The organism is Mycoplasma elephantis ATCC 51980 (genome assembly GCF_000687815.1).
GTDB lineage: Bacteria > Bacillota_I > Bacilli_A > Mycoplasmatales > Metamycoplasmataceae > Mycoplasma_H > Mycoplasma_H elephantis.
Window position 1 is genome coordinate 19,111 of the sequence record NZ_JHXU01000002.1, and the last position, 15,992, is coordinate 35,102.

Annotated in this window: 20 protein-coding genes and 2 other RNA genes; 11 read left to right on the forward strand and 11 right to left on the reverse strand. The window is 25.1% G+C overall.

What is annotated here, in order from left to right:
• Positions 1-39 precede the first annotated feature (39 nt).
• Entirely contained in the window at positions 40-2,016 is a 1,977-nt protein-coding gene (ligA, locus tag T380_RS0100570; RefSeq protein WP_027334024.1) for an NAD-dependent DNA ligase LigA, read from the forward strand.
• Between the two features lie 10 nt (positions 2,017-2,026).
• Here the strand turns inward: ligA and T380_RS0100575 are convergent, their stop codons facing one another.
• Positions 2,027-2,512 carry a deoxycytidylate deaminase gene (locus tag T380_RS0100575; protein ID WP_036436646.1) on the reverse strand — a complete coding sequence of 162 codons (486 nt, stop codon included), beginning with the start codon at positions 2,510-2,512 and terminating at the stop codon, positions 2,027-2,029.
• Between the two features lie 30 nt (positions 2,513-2,542).
• Here T380_RS0100575 and ffs point away from each other — a divergent pair.
• Positions 2,543-2,638: signal recognition particle sRNA small type (ffs, locus tag T380_RS04285), an RNA gene on the forward strand.
• Here ffs and nagB read toward each other — a convergent pair.
• On the reverse strand, positions 2,635-3,345 hold the full coding sequence (gene nagB, locus T380_RS0100580; RefSeq protein WP_027334026.1) for a glucosamine-6-phosphate deaminase: 711 nt from the start codon (positions 3,343-3,345) through the stop codon (positions 2,635-2,637). The genes ffs and nagB overlap by 4 nt on opposite strands.
• Positions 3,326-3,964, reverse strand: coding sequence for a tRNA (guanosine(46)-N7)-methyltransferase TrmB (gene trmB / locus T380_RS03765; protein WP_051599926.1), 639 nt, complete (start codon positions 3,962-3,964; stop codon positions 3,326-3,328). The genes nagB and trmB overlap by 20 nt, the downstream gene beginning before the upstream one ends.
• A 75-nt stretch (positions 3,965-4,039) precedes the next feature.
• Here trmB and gmk point away from each other — a divergent pair, with 75 nt between their 5' ends.
• From gmk to T380_RS0100610, 5 genes are read left to right on the forward strand one after another with little or no spacing between them, the layout of a single operon-like run.
• On the forward strand, positions 4,040-4,618 hold the full coding sequence (gene gmk, locus T380_RS0100590) for a guanylate kinase (RefSeq protein ID WP_027334027.1): 579 nt from the start codon (positions 4,040-4,042) through the stop codon (positions 4,616-4,618).
• Positions 4,618-5,352, forward strand: coding sequence for a PP2C family protein-serine/threonine phosphatase (locus T380_RS0100595; RefSeq protein ID WP_027334028.1), 735 nt, complete (start codon positions 4,618-4,620; stop codon positions 5,350-5,352). Before gmk ends, T380_RS0100595 begins: the two co-directional genes overlap by 1 nt.
• A complete protein-coding gene (locus T380_RS0100600) occupies positions 5,353-6,357 on the forward strand; it encodes a serine/threonine-protein kinase (RefSeq protein WP_027334029.1) in 1,005 nt (334 codons plus the stop codon).
• A complete protein-coding gene (rsgA, locus tag T380_RS0100605; RefSeq protein ID WP_245594765.1) occupies positions 6,339-7,199 on the forward strand; it encodes a ribosome small subunit-dependent GTPase A in 861 nt (286 codons plus the stop codon). Before T380_RS0100600 ends, rsgA begins: the two co-directional genes overlap by 19 nt.
• A complete protein-coding gene (locus T380_RS0100610) occupies positions 7,180-7,854 on the forward strand; it encodes a ribulose-phosphate 3-epimerase (protein ID WP_027334031.1) in 675 nt (224 codons plus the stop codon). The genes rsgA and T380_RS0100610 overlap by 20 nt, the downstream gene beginning before the upstream one ends.
• A 2-nt stretch (positions 7,855-7,856) precedes the next feature.
• Here T380_RS0100610 and T380_RS04205 read toward each other — a convergent pair whose 3' ends face one another.
• Positions 7,857-8,660, reverse strand: coding sequence for an HAD-IIB family hydrolase (locus T380_RS04205; RefSeq protein ID WP_027334032.1), 804 nt, complete (start codon positions 8,658-8,660; stop codon positions 7,857-7,859).
• Between the two features lie 42 nt (positions 8,661-8,702).
• Between T380_RS04205 and T380_RS04470 the strand changes: the two genes are divergently transcribed.
• A complete protein-coding gene (locus T380_RS04470) occupies positions 8,703-9,173 on the forward strand; it encodes a DNA-formamidopyrimidine glycosylase family protein (protein ID WP_245594766.1) in 471 nt (156 codons plus the stop codon).
• 23 nt (positions 9,174-9,196) lie between these two features.
• The gene (locus T380_RS04475; protein ID WP_245594767.1) at positions 9,197-9,520 is read left to right on the forward strand and encodes a zinc finger domain-containing protein; all 324 of its coding nucleotides are present in this window, start codon (positions 9,197-9,199) and stop codon (positions 9,518-9,520) included.
• Between the two features lie 16 nt (positions 9,521-9,536).
• On the opposite strand, the gene T380_RS04335 is transcribed toward T380_RS04475, so the two are convergent.
• The 3 genes from T380_RS04335 to T380_RS0100635 are packed head-to-tail and all read right to left on the reverse strand — an operon-like array spanning position 9,537 to position 12,612.
• Complete coding sequence (locus T380_RS04335; RefSeq protein WP_027334033.1) at positions 9,537-10,136, reverse strand: ribonuclease HII; 600 nt, start codon at positions 10,134-10,136, stop codon at positions 9,537-9,539.
• On the reverse strand, positions 10,137-11,270 hold the full coding sequence (thiI, locus tag T380_RS0100630; protein WP_027334034.1) for a tRNA uracil 4-sulfurtransferase ThiI: 1,134 nt from the start codon (positions 11,268-11,270) through the stop codon (positions 10,137-10,139).
• Positions 11,260-12,612: a hypothetical protein gene (locus T380_RS0100635; RefSeq protein ID WP_027334035.1), complete on the reverse strand. Its 1,353-nt coding sequence runs from the start codon at positions 12,610-12,612 to the stop codon at positions 11,260-11,262. Before T380_RS0100635 ends, thiI begins: the two co-directional genes overlap by 11 nt.
• Before the next feature lie 243 nt (positions 12,613-12,855).
• On the opposite strand from T380_RS0100635, the gene rpsD reads away from it, so the two are divergent.
• Together rpsD and rpmE are read left to right on the forward strand one after the other, a co-directional pair.
• On the forward strand, positions 12,856-13,455 hold the full coding sequence (rpsD, locus tag T380_RS0100640) for a 30S ribosomal protein S4 (protein ID WP_027334036.1): 600 nt from the start codon (positions 12,856-12,858) through the stop codon (positions 13,453-13,455).
• Between the two features lie 7 nt (positions 13,456-13,462).
• Positions 13,463-13,681: a 50S ribosomal protein L31 gene (gene rpmE / locus T380_RS0100645; RefSeq protein WP_027334037.1), complete on the forward strand. Its 219-nt coding sequence runs from the start codon at positions 13,463-13,465 to the stop codon at positions 13,679-13,681.
• 1 nt (position 13,682) lies between these two features.
• Here the strand turns inward: rpmE and T380_RS0100650 are convergent, their stop codons facing one another.
• From T380_RS0100650 to smpB, 4 genes are all read right to left on the reverse strand, one after another.
• Positions 13,683-14,279, reverse strand: coding sequence for a hypothetical protein (locus tag T380_RS0100650; RefSeq protein WP_027334038.1), 597 nt, complete (start codon positions 14,277-14,279; stop codon positions 13,683-13,685).
• Positions 14,280-14,290: 11 nt separating this feature from the next.
• The gene (locus tag T380_RS04340) at positions 14,291-15,016 is read right to left on the reverse strand and encodes a hypothetical protein (protein ID WP_027334039.1); all 726 of its coding nucleotides are present in this window, start codon (positions 15,014-15,016) and stop codon (positions 14,291-14,293) included.
• 65 nt (positions 15,017-15,081) lie between these two features.
• Positions 15,082-15,461: a transfer-messenger RNA gene (gene ssrA, locus T380_RS04290) on the reverse strand.
• 21 nt (positions 15,462-15,482) lie between these two features.
• Positions 15,483-15,905, reverse strand: a complete 423-nt coding sequence (gene smpB / locus T380_RS0100660) for an SsrA-binding protein (RefSeq protein WP_036436651.1) — start codon at positions 15,903-15,905, stop codon at positions 15,483-15,485.
• Positions 15,906-15,992: the final 87 nt, after the last annotated feature.

The window sequence follows — 15,992 nt, forward strand, 5'->3', positions numbered from 1 at the left end:
TATATATAATAATATTTTTTTATCTATAATATTTTTAATATGTCAAACGATAATATCAAAACAAGAATACATGAATTAACTAAATTAATAAATAAATGAAATAAAGAATATTATGATTTAGATAAACCTAGTGTATCTGATTTTGAATATGATCAAGCTATTTTAGAATTAGAAGCATTAGAAAATGCATTCCCCGATCTAAAGTTAAGCAATTCTCCAACAAACAAAATTGGTTCCAGTGTTGATTCGCGTTTTAAAAAAGTTGTCCATGATAAAAAAATGTTATCTTTAAATAAGGCGTATAGCTTTGATGATGTAAAAAAATATATAGATAACATTAAGAAAAAAACAGGAATTTTAAAACCATTATTTTTTATGGAACCTAAAATTGATGGTTTATCAATTTCATTAAAATACAAAAATGGAATACTTATTCAGGCGGTAACTAGGGGTAATGGAACTGTTGGTGAAGATGTTACTCATAATGTTTTAGAAATGCAAAGCGTCCCTAAAAAAATTAATTATTTAAATGATATAGAAGTTCGTGGAGAAGTTTTTATTTCTAAAAAAGATTTTGAGGATATAAATAATATTCTAAAAAATAATAATCAAAAACTATTTGCTAATGCCAGAAATGCAGCAAGCGGAAGCTTAAGACAATTAGAATCAACCAATATAAAAGACCGAAGACTTCAAGCAATTATGTACTATATTGTAGATGCTGAAAAACACAATATAGATAACTATGAAAAATTAACATCTTTTTTAAAATCAAATAATTTTCAAGTCCAAGAATGATATTTTAAAACAGATGATATTAAAAAAATAAAAGAAGTAATTGATGAATATAAATTATTAAAAAATACTTTTTCTTATGAATGCGATGGTTTAGTAATTAAATTAAATGATTTAACAATATATAACTTACTTGGTTCAACGTCAAAGTTTCCACACCATTCTATTGCTTATAAATATGAAATAGAAAAAGTTATAACACGTTTAATAAATATAATTCCCACAATTGGCAGAACAGGAAAGATTACGTATAATGCAATATTAGAACCAGTAGAATTAAATCAAACAACTGTATCCGCCGCAACATTACACAATTATGATTACATTGTTAATAATAAAATAAATATTGGTGATGATGTATATGTAATAAAAGCTGGAGAAATAATACCTAGAGTAGTTGCTCCTGTTAATCCTAAAGACAAATCGTATTTTTTACCATTAAAAAAATGCCCATGTTGTTTATCAATTTTAGAAAAAATTGATGATAGTGTAGATCAATATTGCATTAATGAAAATTGTAAAGAAAAAATTATTAAATCTTTAATTTATTTTTGTTCGCGTGAAGCAATGAATATTGAATCATTAGGAGAAAAAGCTATAGAATTATTTTTTAATTTAGGTTTTATAAAGAGTATACAAGATATTTTTAATCTTGAAAAACACAAAAATGAGATATCACAAATTCATGGTTATGGCAAGAAAAGCATTGAAAATATATTGAAAAATATCAAAAAATGTTCTAATTGTTTTGTATATCAAGCACTTAATGGATTGGGGATTAAATTTATTGGCTTACAATCTTCTAAAACTATAGGAAACAATTTAGATAAACTTTCTGATTTATTTAAATACAATTATGATGACATTATAAAAATGAAAGATATTGGCGACAAAACAGCGAATGAAATAATTCGCTTTATAAAAATTGAAAAAAATAAAGAATTAATTAAATTTTTAGATAATAATCTTACATATAAAAAAAATATGAAAGTTTCAAATAATTTTACTGGTCTAACTTTCGTTATTAGCGGAACACTTTCTGAACCAAGAGATTATTATAAAAACTTGATTGAGGAAAATAATGGGGTGGTAGTGTCTTCTATTTCTAAAAATACAAGTTATTTATTATTAGGAGAAAACGGCGGTTCAAAGCAAGAAAAGGCTGTAAAACTAAATGTAAAAATCATTAGTGAAGAAGATTTAAAAAAAATGCTATTTTAAAAATAGCATTTTAATTTTGGTATTGCTTATCACCCACTTTAACATTTACATGAGTTTCTATTTCTATTTTTCTAGTTGCAATATTACTTTCTTTCAAAATTTTTCTAGAAATTTGAAACTCGATATTATCATGATATTTATCTTCTTGATATACAATCTCTTTTATTCCTGTTTGCGAAATTGTTTTAGCACAATTGTCACATGGGAATAGCGAAACATAAAGAGTACAATTTTTAAGATTTTGATTAGTATTTAGAATTGCATTAATTTCAGCATGAACAACATATGAATATTTGGAATTCATTTTGTTATTTTCATCTTTATGTCACGGAAATGCATCGTCATTACCTTTTGGCATACCATTATATCCTAATGAGACAATAATTTTGTCTTCATTAACTATACATGCACCTACTTGTGTTACTGGATCTTTACTACGCATTGCAGATATTTTTGCTAATGACATAAAATATCCATCCCCAATATAATGAATCATTTTTTTTCATATTAATATTTTATATTATAATTTAAAAGCCATCGAAATGATTACAGCATAACCTGGTCAGGTTGGAAACAAAGCAGCCATATTGCCTTGGATCGTGTTTGATGGTCTTTTATTTAAATTTTTGAACCAGCTTCTTTGTCCACAATTATTGTTACATTTCCATGAAGTTGTAGAGAAGATGCGGGACATAAATTTGTATATTCACCCTTCACAGTTTCATAAATAGCTTGGGCCTTTTTTTGTCCTGATGCTAATAAAATAATTTTTTTAGAGTTTAAAATTGATTTTATACCCATAGAAATCGCTGTTTTTGGCACTTCATCCATATTTTTAAAGAAACGTGAATTTGCACTAATAGTATTTTCCGTTAAATTAACAACTCTTGTTTCATCTTCGAATGAACATTTTGGTTCATTAAAAGCAATATGTCCATTTTCACCAATACCCAAAATAACAAAATCTAGAGGGCCATTTTTTTTAAGTGTCTCATTATATGCTTTTACGTTTGAGTCTATATCTCCTACACCTATTGGAAAATTTATATTTTCTGGCTTTACATTAATATTTTTGAACAAATTTTCCTGCATAAAATAAAAGTATGATTTAGGATGCGTTTGTTCTAAACCAATATACTCATCTAAATTAAAAGTTTTTATTTGAGAAAAATCCGCTTTACTTTTAATTAATTCCTCATACATCCCAATTGGGGTAGATCCTGTTGCAAAACAAATACTTGAATCAGGCTTAAGTGCAATTTGATCAAGTAAAATTTTAGCTGCTTGTTTTGACATTTCCTTATAATCATTAACCTTTATAATTTCCATTATTCTCCTTATCATTAAAACTAAATTCTATATAATTAATGTTTTTATTTAACAATGTTCATTTTTTTTCATATTCAGTCATAATATTATCTTTTGCTTTGCTTGAATTGTGTAAATCTTTAGTGAAAAATATTATATTACAATTATATTCTTTTATTGATTCAAGCGTGTAATCATATAAAAAGTCATTATCTGTTTTAAAACAGATTTTTCCTTGAGGTAATAATATTTTTTTATACTTTTCTAAAAAATGTAAATGAGTTAACCTTCTTTTAGCATGTCTTTTTTTAGGTCATGGGTCACTAAATGTTATTCATATTTTTTGTACTTTATCCATAAATAAAGTATCAATATTTTCAATATCTTCGCATATTATTTTTACATTATTTAAACCTAATTTGTTTATTTTTTTAAGAATACTTAAAGCAACTGTATGATATTTTTCTACAGCATAAAACATAATATTAGGATTAATTATAGCCATATTGCATATCATTTCACCTTTTCCGGAACCTAATTCTATAATATCATTTGGTTTTAATGAAATCGGAAAATTTTGTATAAGATAACCACTCTCTTTTAGTATTAATTTCGCATTTGGTATATTTCTAAGCCTCATTGCATTATTATAAGGCTAAAAATTTAAATTATATAAACAATAATAAATTATAAATATATAATTAAATGTAAGATTATGACAAGAAAAGTAGTAGTATTTTGTGGACCTAGTGGCGTTGGTAAAGGAACAATTGAATCAATTTTGTTTAAAAATGAAAATTTAAAACTTAAACTTTCAGTCTCTGCAACAAGTAGAAGTCCCAGAGATAGAGAAATAAATGGAGTCCATTATTTTTTTATATCACAAAATGACTTTAAAGAAAAAATAAAGAATAATGAATTTTTAGAATGAAGTAGACACTTTGAAAATTACTATGGAACGCTAAAATCACAAATTAAATCTATTTGCGACAATGGGTTAATTCCTTTCCTGGAAATAGAAACAAATGGAGCAAAACAAGTTATTAATATAAATAATGCTACTGGTGATTTCGATCTTATAACTATATTTCTCCACGCTCCAGATATGAAAGAATTAGAAAGAAGAATTAGGGGCAGAAATACAGAAACTAATGAAGTTATTTTGCAAAGATTAGAAAAAGCAAAAAAAGAAATTGGAGAATCAGTTATTTTTCAATATCATGTTATAAATCACACACCTGAACAAGCAGCATCAGAAATAGAAAAAATTATTTTAAATCATGGAGGTAAATAATGCACTCATATGCATCAGATATTGGTTTGGTTAGAAATGAAAATCAAGATAAAATAGGTATTTGAACAAAAGACCACATCACACTTGCTATTTTATGCGATGGAATGGGTGGACACTATGGGGGTAAAGAGGCATCAAGTCTTGTTGTTTTAGCATTTGAGAAAGAATTCGAAAACTATAATACAAACTGAGTAAACCAAAATGATATTCAAGAATGATTTTATAACACTGTAAAGAAAGCAAAAAATTTAATGGTTTTAAAAACTCAACAAAATGAATTATTTAAAGATATGGGAACCACTCTTACAGCAGCAATTATTGATCATAAAACCAAATATATTTATGTAATAAATATAGGGGATTCAAGAACTTATGTTTTTGGAAATAATCTAAAACAAATAACAACAGACCACAATCTTCAAAACTACTATATTCATGAATTTAATTATTCTTTACGTAAGGCAAGAAAAATTCCTAATGCAAAGGGACTAGTTTCAGCACTAGGACCAACAAAACATACACAAATGGAAATATTCATTGTTGAACCAAGTAAAGAATCAAAATTTGTAGTTTTAACATCAGATGGAGTGCACGATCATGTTTCTTTACCTGTCTTTGAAGAAACTCTTAAAAATAAACAAAAAAATCTACATGAAAAAGCATTAGAATTAATTGATCTTGCAAAACGCAACAATTCTTTAGATAATTTATCAGTAATAATTGCGGAGATATAAATGCATTACTGAGATTTATATAATGTAGGCAAACAAGTTGGTAAAGGTGGAATGGCTCATGTTTATAAAGCTACAAAGAAAAATTCTAATGATAAAAAAACTTATGCCTTAAAACTTATAAAGAATAGTACAAATAGTAGTGATAATTTTACTTTTTCTCAGCGTTTTTTTAATGAAGTGTCTAGTCATAGACTTGTAAATTCTCCATATGTTTGCAAATATATTGAATCATCACTAGATTATCAAGATAAATTAAGAGATGGCTCAAAGTTTCTTCTTGTAGAATTTATAGATGGAACAATTTTGTCTGACAAAATAAAAAAAATGGGTAGAATAACCGAAAGACAAGCGGTAGATATTACTATAAAACTTTGTCATGGTTTTAGCGAATTACATAGAAATGATATTATTCATAGAGATATAAAAAGCTCAAATATAATGATTGATAAATATAATAATCCAAAAATTATAGATTTAGGTATTTCGTTAAGAAAAGATTCAAGTAGAGTTACAAAAGTAAATTACGTTATTGGTAGCCCATCGTGACTTGCGCCAGAATTAGTTAGCGGCGGAGCTGCATCAATTCAATCCGATATATATTCTTTAGGTTTGCTTTTGTATGAAATGGTAACTGGAAAGTTACCATTTAAGTCTAATACAAATAATAATAGTGAAATAATAAATAAGATAAAAAATCAACCCATACCCTTTATAAAAAAACAAATTCCATCCGCTTCAAATGGATTAGTTAATGTTATTTTTCGCGCAACAGCCAAAAACCCTAGAGCAAGATATAATTCAATGCTAGAATTTGCCAAAGATTTACAAACTTGTTTGAATGATAAAAGAGTAAATGAAACATTATTAAATCCAAATAATTTAAAACCTAAGAAAAATGCTACATCAATAATAACGTCACTATGATTTATTGCTGGTTCAGTTATTTTTATAATAGCAATACTTATTACAATTATAGGAGTCATGATTTGAAAATTAGGAGTTTAGACATACCGAAAATCCATTCTATTAATGGGGGTTTTTATGAAGTATTTTTTAATAATAAAATACACACTTTAAGGGGCGCTGGTAAATTACGAAATAATAATTTAACCCCTCTTGTTGGCGATTATGTTGATATTAGTGATGGTTTTGTGGAAAATATATTAGAAAGAAAAAATGAATTAATTCGCCCGAAAGTTGCAAATATAGATTATGCAATTGTTGTTTATAGTTACAAGGAACCTAATTTTAATTCTTTTATTGTTGATGCATATTTAGCAATGATCGAGTATTCCAATATAACACCTATTATTATTTTTACAAAAAAGGATCTATCCACACAATCAAGTTGAAAAAATTTATACAAAAAGCTTGGTTATTTGTGTTTCGATTTTTCAAATAAATCAATGAAAAACATTGAAAAAATAAAGAAATTATTAAAAAATAAGGTTAGTGTTTTTATGGGACAATCCGGAGTTGGAAAAACAACTTTAATTAATAATATTACTAACCAAAACTTAAATACACAAACTATATCAAAATCACTAAATAGAGGAAAACATACCACTAGAATAGTAACCCTTTATAAATATGATGATATGGAAATTATTGATACACCCGGATTTTCTAATTTAAGTTTGAATTTACTTCCTCTTCAATTAGCAAATAGTTTTAAAATATTTAAAGACAATTCTATAAAATGTAAATTTCGCTCTTGTTTACATGACATAGAGTCTGAAAACGATTGTTACATTAAAAAACTTGTACATGAAAATAAAATAAATGAATTTAGATACAAAAATTACTTAAAATTACTTAAGGAGAGTTATGCGTTGAAAACATATTAGCCCCAGCATTTTAGATGTGAAACCTAAAGAAAGAACAAACTTTGTTAATGATTTAATTAAAAATAAGAATATAAAATGAATTCATTATGATGTTATGGATGGCAAATTTGTGCCAAATAATGCCATTACCTTGGAAGAAATAAAGGAAATAAAAAAAGCGACACCCAATCATTTTTGTGATGCGCACCTTATGATAAATAATCCGCTAGATGAAGTGCATAAATATTCGCCATATGTAACAACTGTAACATTTCATTATGAAGCAATAAAAGATTTGGATTTAGCATTATTCATAAATAGATACTTACATGATTATTCGATCGGTTTAGCAATTAATCCGGATACAAGTGTCGATGATATAGTGCCATTTTTACCTTTTTTAGATATTGTGCTAGTTATGTCGGTGTGACCAGGTAAAGGGGGGCAAAATTTTATTCCTACAGCAATAGATAAAATTAAAGAATTAAAAAGATTAAGAGTACTTAATAATTATCACTATTTAATTCAAGTAGATGGGGGAATAAATAAAGAAACATCTAAACATGCATGAAGAGCGGGCGCGGATCTAATTGTTGTTGGTTCATATATAGTTAAGGATCCATCAATTGAAAATATTAATAGCATTAAATTTGAAAATAGATTTAAAAATGATTAAGTCTATTTTTTATAAAACAAATTATATAATCCTCCATTTTTAGATCTTGGGCCGACATATGTTGCATTTTTTTTAAATTCTTTTGCACCATTACCCATCGCAATAACTGTCCCTAACATACTAATACATGTTGCATCAGTCATAGAATCCCCTATATGAATTGCATAACTAGGATCAACATTCATTATTTCACAAAATTCAGAGGCCGCACTACCCTTATTACAAAATCTAGATGTAATTTCTACAACGTAATTACCGGTTGATGAAAATATATCTAAACCAGGAAATAAAATCCGTAAATTATCTACCAAACGTTGAGTAAAAAATGGCGTTTTTAAAATCAATGAAATTTTAAAAATTTTATTATTGATAGAAAGATTATTAATACTATTAGTATTAACACCTCTCACAAAACTTGCGAGAACTATTTGTAATTTACTATATAAATATATATTTGTAAATTGTTCATCAAATGTAACAAAAATTATTTTTCTATTAGTTAAATATTTGAATAAATTTGATAAAACTTTTATATCTATATAGTTAGTTTTAATAAGTGAAAAATTATCATATAATTTTGCCCCATTATATAAAATTAATTTATTAATACCATATTTTTTTGCAACTTTATAAACTTTATTATCAAATCCTCTTGATGTAGATATAATAATTTCTTTGCTTTTTTTCATATTATCTAAAAATAAACCATTTTTAGGGGAAATTAGTTGTTTTTTAGAATCAAATAATGTCCCATCTAAATCTAAGAAAATGATTTTGCTTTCTCCTAATATCTTTTTTATATCCATAAGCCTTTTTATATTTTACAATATTTATTATAAAATATATACATGCCAGAACTTCCAGCAGTAAAAGTTGTTGTAAAAAATTTAAAAAGCGTTATTTTAAACAAAAATATAGAAAAAATATTGATTTTACAGAATAAATTAATTAAAGAAATTGAGCCAAATGATTTTATAAATAGAGTTAAAAATTCTAAAATTATAGACATAAACAATATAGGTAAATTTATTGTTTTCAAACTAAGTAACAATGAAGTAATAATTTCTCACTTAAGAATGGAAGGGAAGTATAGATTTTTAACACATAATTACAACATAGATAAACATTGTCATTTGATTTTTTATTTTAGCGACAACACGCAATTAAGATATTATGACTCAAGAATGTTTGGTACTTTTCATTTAAGGAAAACTAATGATTATCTAAATACATTACCTATTTCAAAATTAGCAAAAACACCAGAAAAAATAGATCCAAACTTGTTATATGAAAAAATAAAAATAAAAAAACACAAATAAAGACCTTACTTCTTGACCAAACGTTGATAGCAGGAATTGGAAATATATATGCAAATGAAACATTGTGAGCTTGCAAAATACTACCTTCGAGAAAAGCTTGTAATATCACAAAAAATGAATTAATTAATATATTAAATGAGTCTTCAAGGATAATGAATTTATCAGAAGAGCATGGAGGTGCTACAATTTCTAGTTTTGAATCATTTAATCATAGAATAGGAGATTTTCAAAATTTTCTAAAAGTTCATGGTAGATATAACAAACCTTGTTTCATTTGTAAAAATCTAATATCTAAAATTAAAATAAATGGTAGAGGAACATATTTTTGCAGTTTTTGCCAAAAATAAATATTAATAATATTTATTATTTAATTAATATACTTTTTATATTTTTGTATGATACTCTATGTTCTGGTGTTATCCCATATTTCTTAATAGCATTATTATGCATTTTTGTGCAATAACCTTTATGTTTTTTGAACATAAAATTAGGATATTTTTTATCCAAATCAATCATATAATTATCTCTCGAAACTTTCGCTAGAATAGAAGCGGCGGCAACCGTTATACTTTTTTGATCACCTTTAATTAAATTGTCTTGTTTTATTTTTATATCTATGTTTTCATAATCCGTAATTACTATTTCGGGAATAATTTTAAGATTTTCTATACACCTTTTCATACCTAATTTACTTGCTTTTTTAGGATTTAACTCATCCACTTCTTTCGATGATATAAAAATTATTGAATAATCGATTGCATCATTTATTATGATATTAAACAATTTATTTCTTTTATTATTTGATATTTTTTTAGAATCATTTATTAATATATTTTGATAATTTTTTGGAAAAATTACACATGCACACACAAGAGGTCCTGCACAACACCCCCTGCCCGCTTCATCAGTACCACAAATAAAATTTATTTTATTATCTCAGTATTTTTTTTCATAATCTAGCATTTATTTAAACACCTGTATTTGATTCTTTAATATTTCATTCTCAAATTCAAATAAATTAGAAAGCTCATTTTCAAGTTGTTTTGCTTGATACAAATTTGGTTTTATAATGGGGTTTTTAGGGGCAAAAAGTTCACATGTTTCATTTGCCTTTTCAATTGATATATTATATGTTCCTATATTTGTTGCTATTTTAATAGTTTCAACTTTATCATTTGTTAAAACTGGCCTAAAAATTGGTAAATTCGTTACCTCACTTATTACATTAATTGATTCAATTGTTTGCGAAGCCACTTGACCAATATTTTCGCCATTAGATAATGCTTTATAATTATTTTTATTAGCTACCTCGGTTGCAATTCTATAAAAACTTCTTCTCATCAAATTGATTTTATATTCTTGTTTTGAAATTAATGAAATATAATTCATAATCTTTGTATATTTCACAAGATAAAAAATACTGTTATTTTGATATTTATTTAAAATTTCTATTATTCTTTTCATTTTATCAATTGTTTTTTTATCTGTTTGGGGAGGTGTGACAAAACTTATAAAATCTACTTTTAGTCCTCTTTTAATTAAATTATATGCAGCAACCGGAGAATCTATTCCCCCTGATAAAAGATGCAAAACCTTACCAGAAGTACCATTAGGCAAGCCCCCCAATCCTTTTATATGTTCAAAAAATACAAAAATGTTGTTTTTTCTTACCTCAATATTTATATTTAAATCTGGATTTTTTACATCAACTTTTAAATTAAAGTTTTTTATAACAAATTCTCCCAAATAGTTATTTATCATATTAGAATTCATTTCAAAACTTTTATTATTTCTTCTAGCTGAAATTTTGAATGTTTTATAGCAATCTTTATTTCTTAAAAAATCTAAAATTATTTTTTTTACATTTTCCACATCTAAATTAGAAACTATTACTGGAGAAAAAGATGTAATACCAAAAACAAACATAAGATCATTTAAAAATTTCTCTTCATATTTGATAAACATCCTATCATACTCTACTTCTACATTTGTTTTTAACTTATGTTCTATATCACTTTTTAATGCATTTATAAAATACATTCGGTTATTTTTTTTTAACACTAATTCGCCATATCGAATTAATATCTTATTGTACATCTTTCATTCCTTCCTTTAATCTTGAAATAAGCATCTCTAATTCATATAATTTCCTATTTCGAATTTTATGACCTAACTCTAATAATTCATTTTTAGTAATATTTTTACTTTCATTATCATTATTTTTAAAAATATTATTATAGTAATCTTCATTGAAAATTAAAGCTTTGTACATTTCATCTAAAATAACAATTACCTCTTTTAAATCTCCAGCTAGTTCAACATATTTATCAAATAAACTTGAACATGTAAATAGTTCTAATTCATTCTTTAATTGATCTATAGTATTATTAATTTTAACAATTAAGTTTACTACATATTTTGAGTTATTGTTTTCTTCGCCAAAATCTTTTGTATCAAAGACAATTTTAAAGTTTTCTATTAATTCAGAGAAAATTTTATCAATATCTATCTTAGGAATAATAGTTTTAAAATAATTATCCCTTATAATTGATTCATTGATTTGATTTATATTTTTTTGAATTAATTTAAATTCATCGATGTTGTCAATTAAATTATTTTTTTTAAAATTTCTTTGTAATTTTAACAACCTTTTTTCTGAATTTTCCAATAGTTTTTGTTGAATACTAAAGTGAAAATGTTCATTTTTGTATTCTATATTTAATTTATTTTTTACATTTTCTATGTCTTTAATTAATTCCTTAAAAACTATAAATTCTAGATTATAGTAAATATTAATATTCTTAATTAACTCATCCATTCTAATAGCTATATTAGTTATAGAATCTTGTTTTTCATTTAGTGATTCATTACTATTTTCGACCATGTAAATTAAATTAACTAAATTTTTTATTTCATTATTAAATTCATTCACTTTGTTAGGAAATATATTTTTATTAATATTTATGAATTTCTTAACAGAATTTATCAATTCTCGTTTTTTATATAGTGATTGATTAATAAATTCAATATTTTTAAAATATTCGTCATATACACCTATAAACTTTTTACGCAATATAATAAATTCTTTTTTATTTTTTTCATATTCTTTAATTTTATTCTTTTTTTGTTTGGGTTTAAATCCGGATGAATGAAATAAATTATTTAATTCCATAACAATTTTGTTATGTTTTTTTACTAATTCATTAAAAATTAAAATAAAATTTTGTATTTCGTCATCTATCTTTTTATTAAAATTTCTCATTATAAAATTTGACTTAGATTCTATTTCGCCAATAATACCATCCACTTCCGCGGCTGTATTTTGATTAATTTCTTTTCACTTATTCCTTAATAAATTATCATAAATAAATAAAAAAACTATAACAATAATACCAATTACAACAAGAATTAATAATAGTATGATAATGTAATAAAACACGATTCCATCTCCTATATAAATAAATATTATATATATTAAATTTATTAAAACTAATGAATAAGTTATTTAATTAATAAAATATATTAAATTTTTAGTAAAATAATAAAGCATATACAGCAGATTAATATTTAAGAGCAATGTTAAGTTTGTTAAGAGTTGAAAGTAAATTATGCTGAAAATCGAAATCATTAAACTTAAAATATTATTAAAGAATTAATCCCTTTTATGCGAAAGGAGAAAAATATGTCAAGATATACTGGTCCAGTATTTAAAAAAGCAAGACGTTATGGTTATTCAATCCTTGAAAGCAATAAAGAATTTGCTAAAGGAAAGAAAAGAAATTATGCCCCAGGTCAACATGGGCAAAAAAGAGTTAAGTTATCAGATTATGGATTACACTTATATGAAAAACAAAAATTAAAATTTGTTTTTGGAATGACTGAAAAACAATTTAGAAAAACATTTGAAAAATCAAGTAAATTACAAGGTATTAGTGGTACAAACTTTCTTCAAATGCTTGAAAGTCGTTTAGATTCAATTGTATTTAGATCAGGTATGGCGCAAACAAGAAGACAAGCTAGACAACTAGTAGTTCACGGTCATTTTTTACTAAATGGTAAGAAAGCAGATATTCCATCAATGCATATAAAACAAAAAGATGTAGTTACATTAAAAGAAAAATCAAGAAAAATTACCCAAATTACTCAAGCAATGGAAAATGGAAACGTTGCTCCATGATTAACTGTTAAGAATTTTGAAATTACATATGATAGATTACCCGAAAGAAATGAAATGCACAAAGATATTAATGAAGCATTAATAGTTGAGTACTTCAACAAATAGGAGAGATATGAAAAAAGATATTCACCCAAAACATAATAATATCACTGCATCATGTTCAACATGTAATACAAAATTTGAATTTGGTAGTTCAAAGTCAAAAATTTCTATTGATGTGTGTTCTGGTTGCCACCCAGTTTACACAGGGGACCGTACAAAAACTAAAGCTACAGGTAGAATCGAAAGATTTAACCGTATGCTTAAAGCAAAAGATAATAAGAAAAAATAAGCTATTGCTTATTTTTTTCGTTCTTGTAACCTTCAATAATATCGTTAAGTTGTAATATAGAATTATTCGCATTATTAAGAGAAACTTTAAGTTTTTCAATACCAATCTTGGTTTTTAAATTAGAATTGTATAATTCTAAAGATTCTTTCTTTTTTGTTTCATCACTCTCTGTATTCGAGACTATTTTTTCAAGTTCTTTGATTTCGTTAGAAATAAAATCATTTTGAGTTTTTTCTAGTCTACTTTTTTCTTCATTTAATGGTAAATTGTTATCTTTATGAAGAATATTATTATAGTATCACATAGCTTCGCCCATTACTAAGCTAACCGACTTAGATAATTCTAGTTTTGTAACTATTTGTTTTTTTATTTCTTCAATAGTTTTAGATTTATCAATAGATTTGTTTATTTCTTGTTCCAATTTATTTAATTCATTTGTAGCATTATTTAAAAATGGTTGAGCAATAATTGCTCTTTCAGCAACATTAAATTGTTCTTCTTTTTGTTCCTTTGTTAATTCTCCCCCGCCACAAGAAACCAAAACCAGAGGAGATGAAAGGCATAAAAATAATGGGGTTATTAATTTAAGAAATTTCATTTTAATCCTTTCTAACAAAAACCAATAATCAAACATATAATAAACACCAAAAACAACGCTCCAATTGCAACAAGCGGTATAAAATATTTATGTGTTTTACGATTTTTCGCATACATTTTTTGAATTTCATTTATATCACAAATATTTGTTGGGTCAACTTGATCATCTTTTGTTGGGGTTGTGTTGTATAAAATATCATCAGACACAAAAGATGACTTTGTTTTATAATTGCTTAACTCATTATCATTATTTAAATCTTGATAATAAATTTGAGTTCCATCAATTATCCTTATATCACAATCTTTTTTTACCTTACCATCAAAATTCTTGTCTAATATTTTTAAATCATAATTTTTTAATTCTTGTTTTATCTTCATAACAATATTTGAACCAAGAATTTTATTTTGCTTTCTTATACTTATTGTTTTATCTTCATTTAATCCAATTGCACTAATAAATTCTTTTTTTATTTCATCTGAATAATTTATTACAAAGTTAACTGAGTATTTCTCACTATTTTCTTTTTTATAAAGCACTCCAGCTAGTCCATCATTAGGATCTTCAAAGAAAACTCTGCATCCTATATTTTGTGCTAAAAGCCAAGCGATCGCAATTGTTCTTTCTTTAAATGTTGCGAAAAAATCTTCCATACCATTAGGGTTATCCTTATAAATTACCCAATGATTATTTTTTCTATTTTTATCGTATGCTACATAGTAATCTTTATATCTAATCATAATATTATTATTATATATAAAAAAGAAAAACCATCTTTTAAAAGATGGAATTGGTCAATTTGATTTGGTGGAGATGCCGGGAGTTGAACCCGGGTCCAAATATTAATAAGGTTACAAATCTACAGTTTATTTCATCTAGATTTACTTAATAAATAATACAAATGAACAAATTATTACTTACCGCAAAGGCTTATTTAACTATTATCTACGCCATCATCGATAAAAGCGATCTCTTACACATTTAGTTAGTCGAGAATTCTAACAAATGACTTTTATTTTAGTATGCAAATAAAAGATTTGATAGTTGATTGTTTTTAGCAATCATTAAGTTTGAGTATTCAAACTCTTCTTTTTCTTGGTTTCCGTTTAGGATGCCTAGAGCCTTATAGTCTGCAGACTACTGCATTGTATACCGCATAATACATGTCGAAGCCATTACACCCCCAATATGCATTTAGCAACAAAATTATATAGTATATTCTCTAATTTTTTTATTTACTTCTTGTTGCTTGATTTTTTCTCTTTTTTCATATTTTCTAAGACCTCTTGCCAGACAAATCTGAACTTTTATTTTATTTTTCTTTCAATATAATGATTTAACAACTAATCTTAGTTTAAATTTATCTTGTTTTAATTTTATTTTTTTTATTTCAGATTTGTGCAAAAGCAATTTTCTACGACGAGTTGGATCTGATTTTTCCAACATATACTCTTTTATATAACACTCTTCAATAAAAATTTCTCCTTTATAAATGGTGCAATATGAATTAGTTAAATCAATATTATTTGCTCTTATTGATTTAACTTCAGATCCTGTCAAAACTATCCCACACTCAAATGAATCAAGTAGTTCATAATTTCTAATTTGTTTTTTATTTGTTGTTATCATTGAATACTTTCTTTTAATATTTTATATTAATTACATAACATTATTTTTTTAAAATACATAAATACTATAAGAATGGAATATCATTTA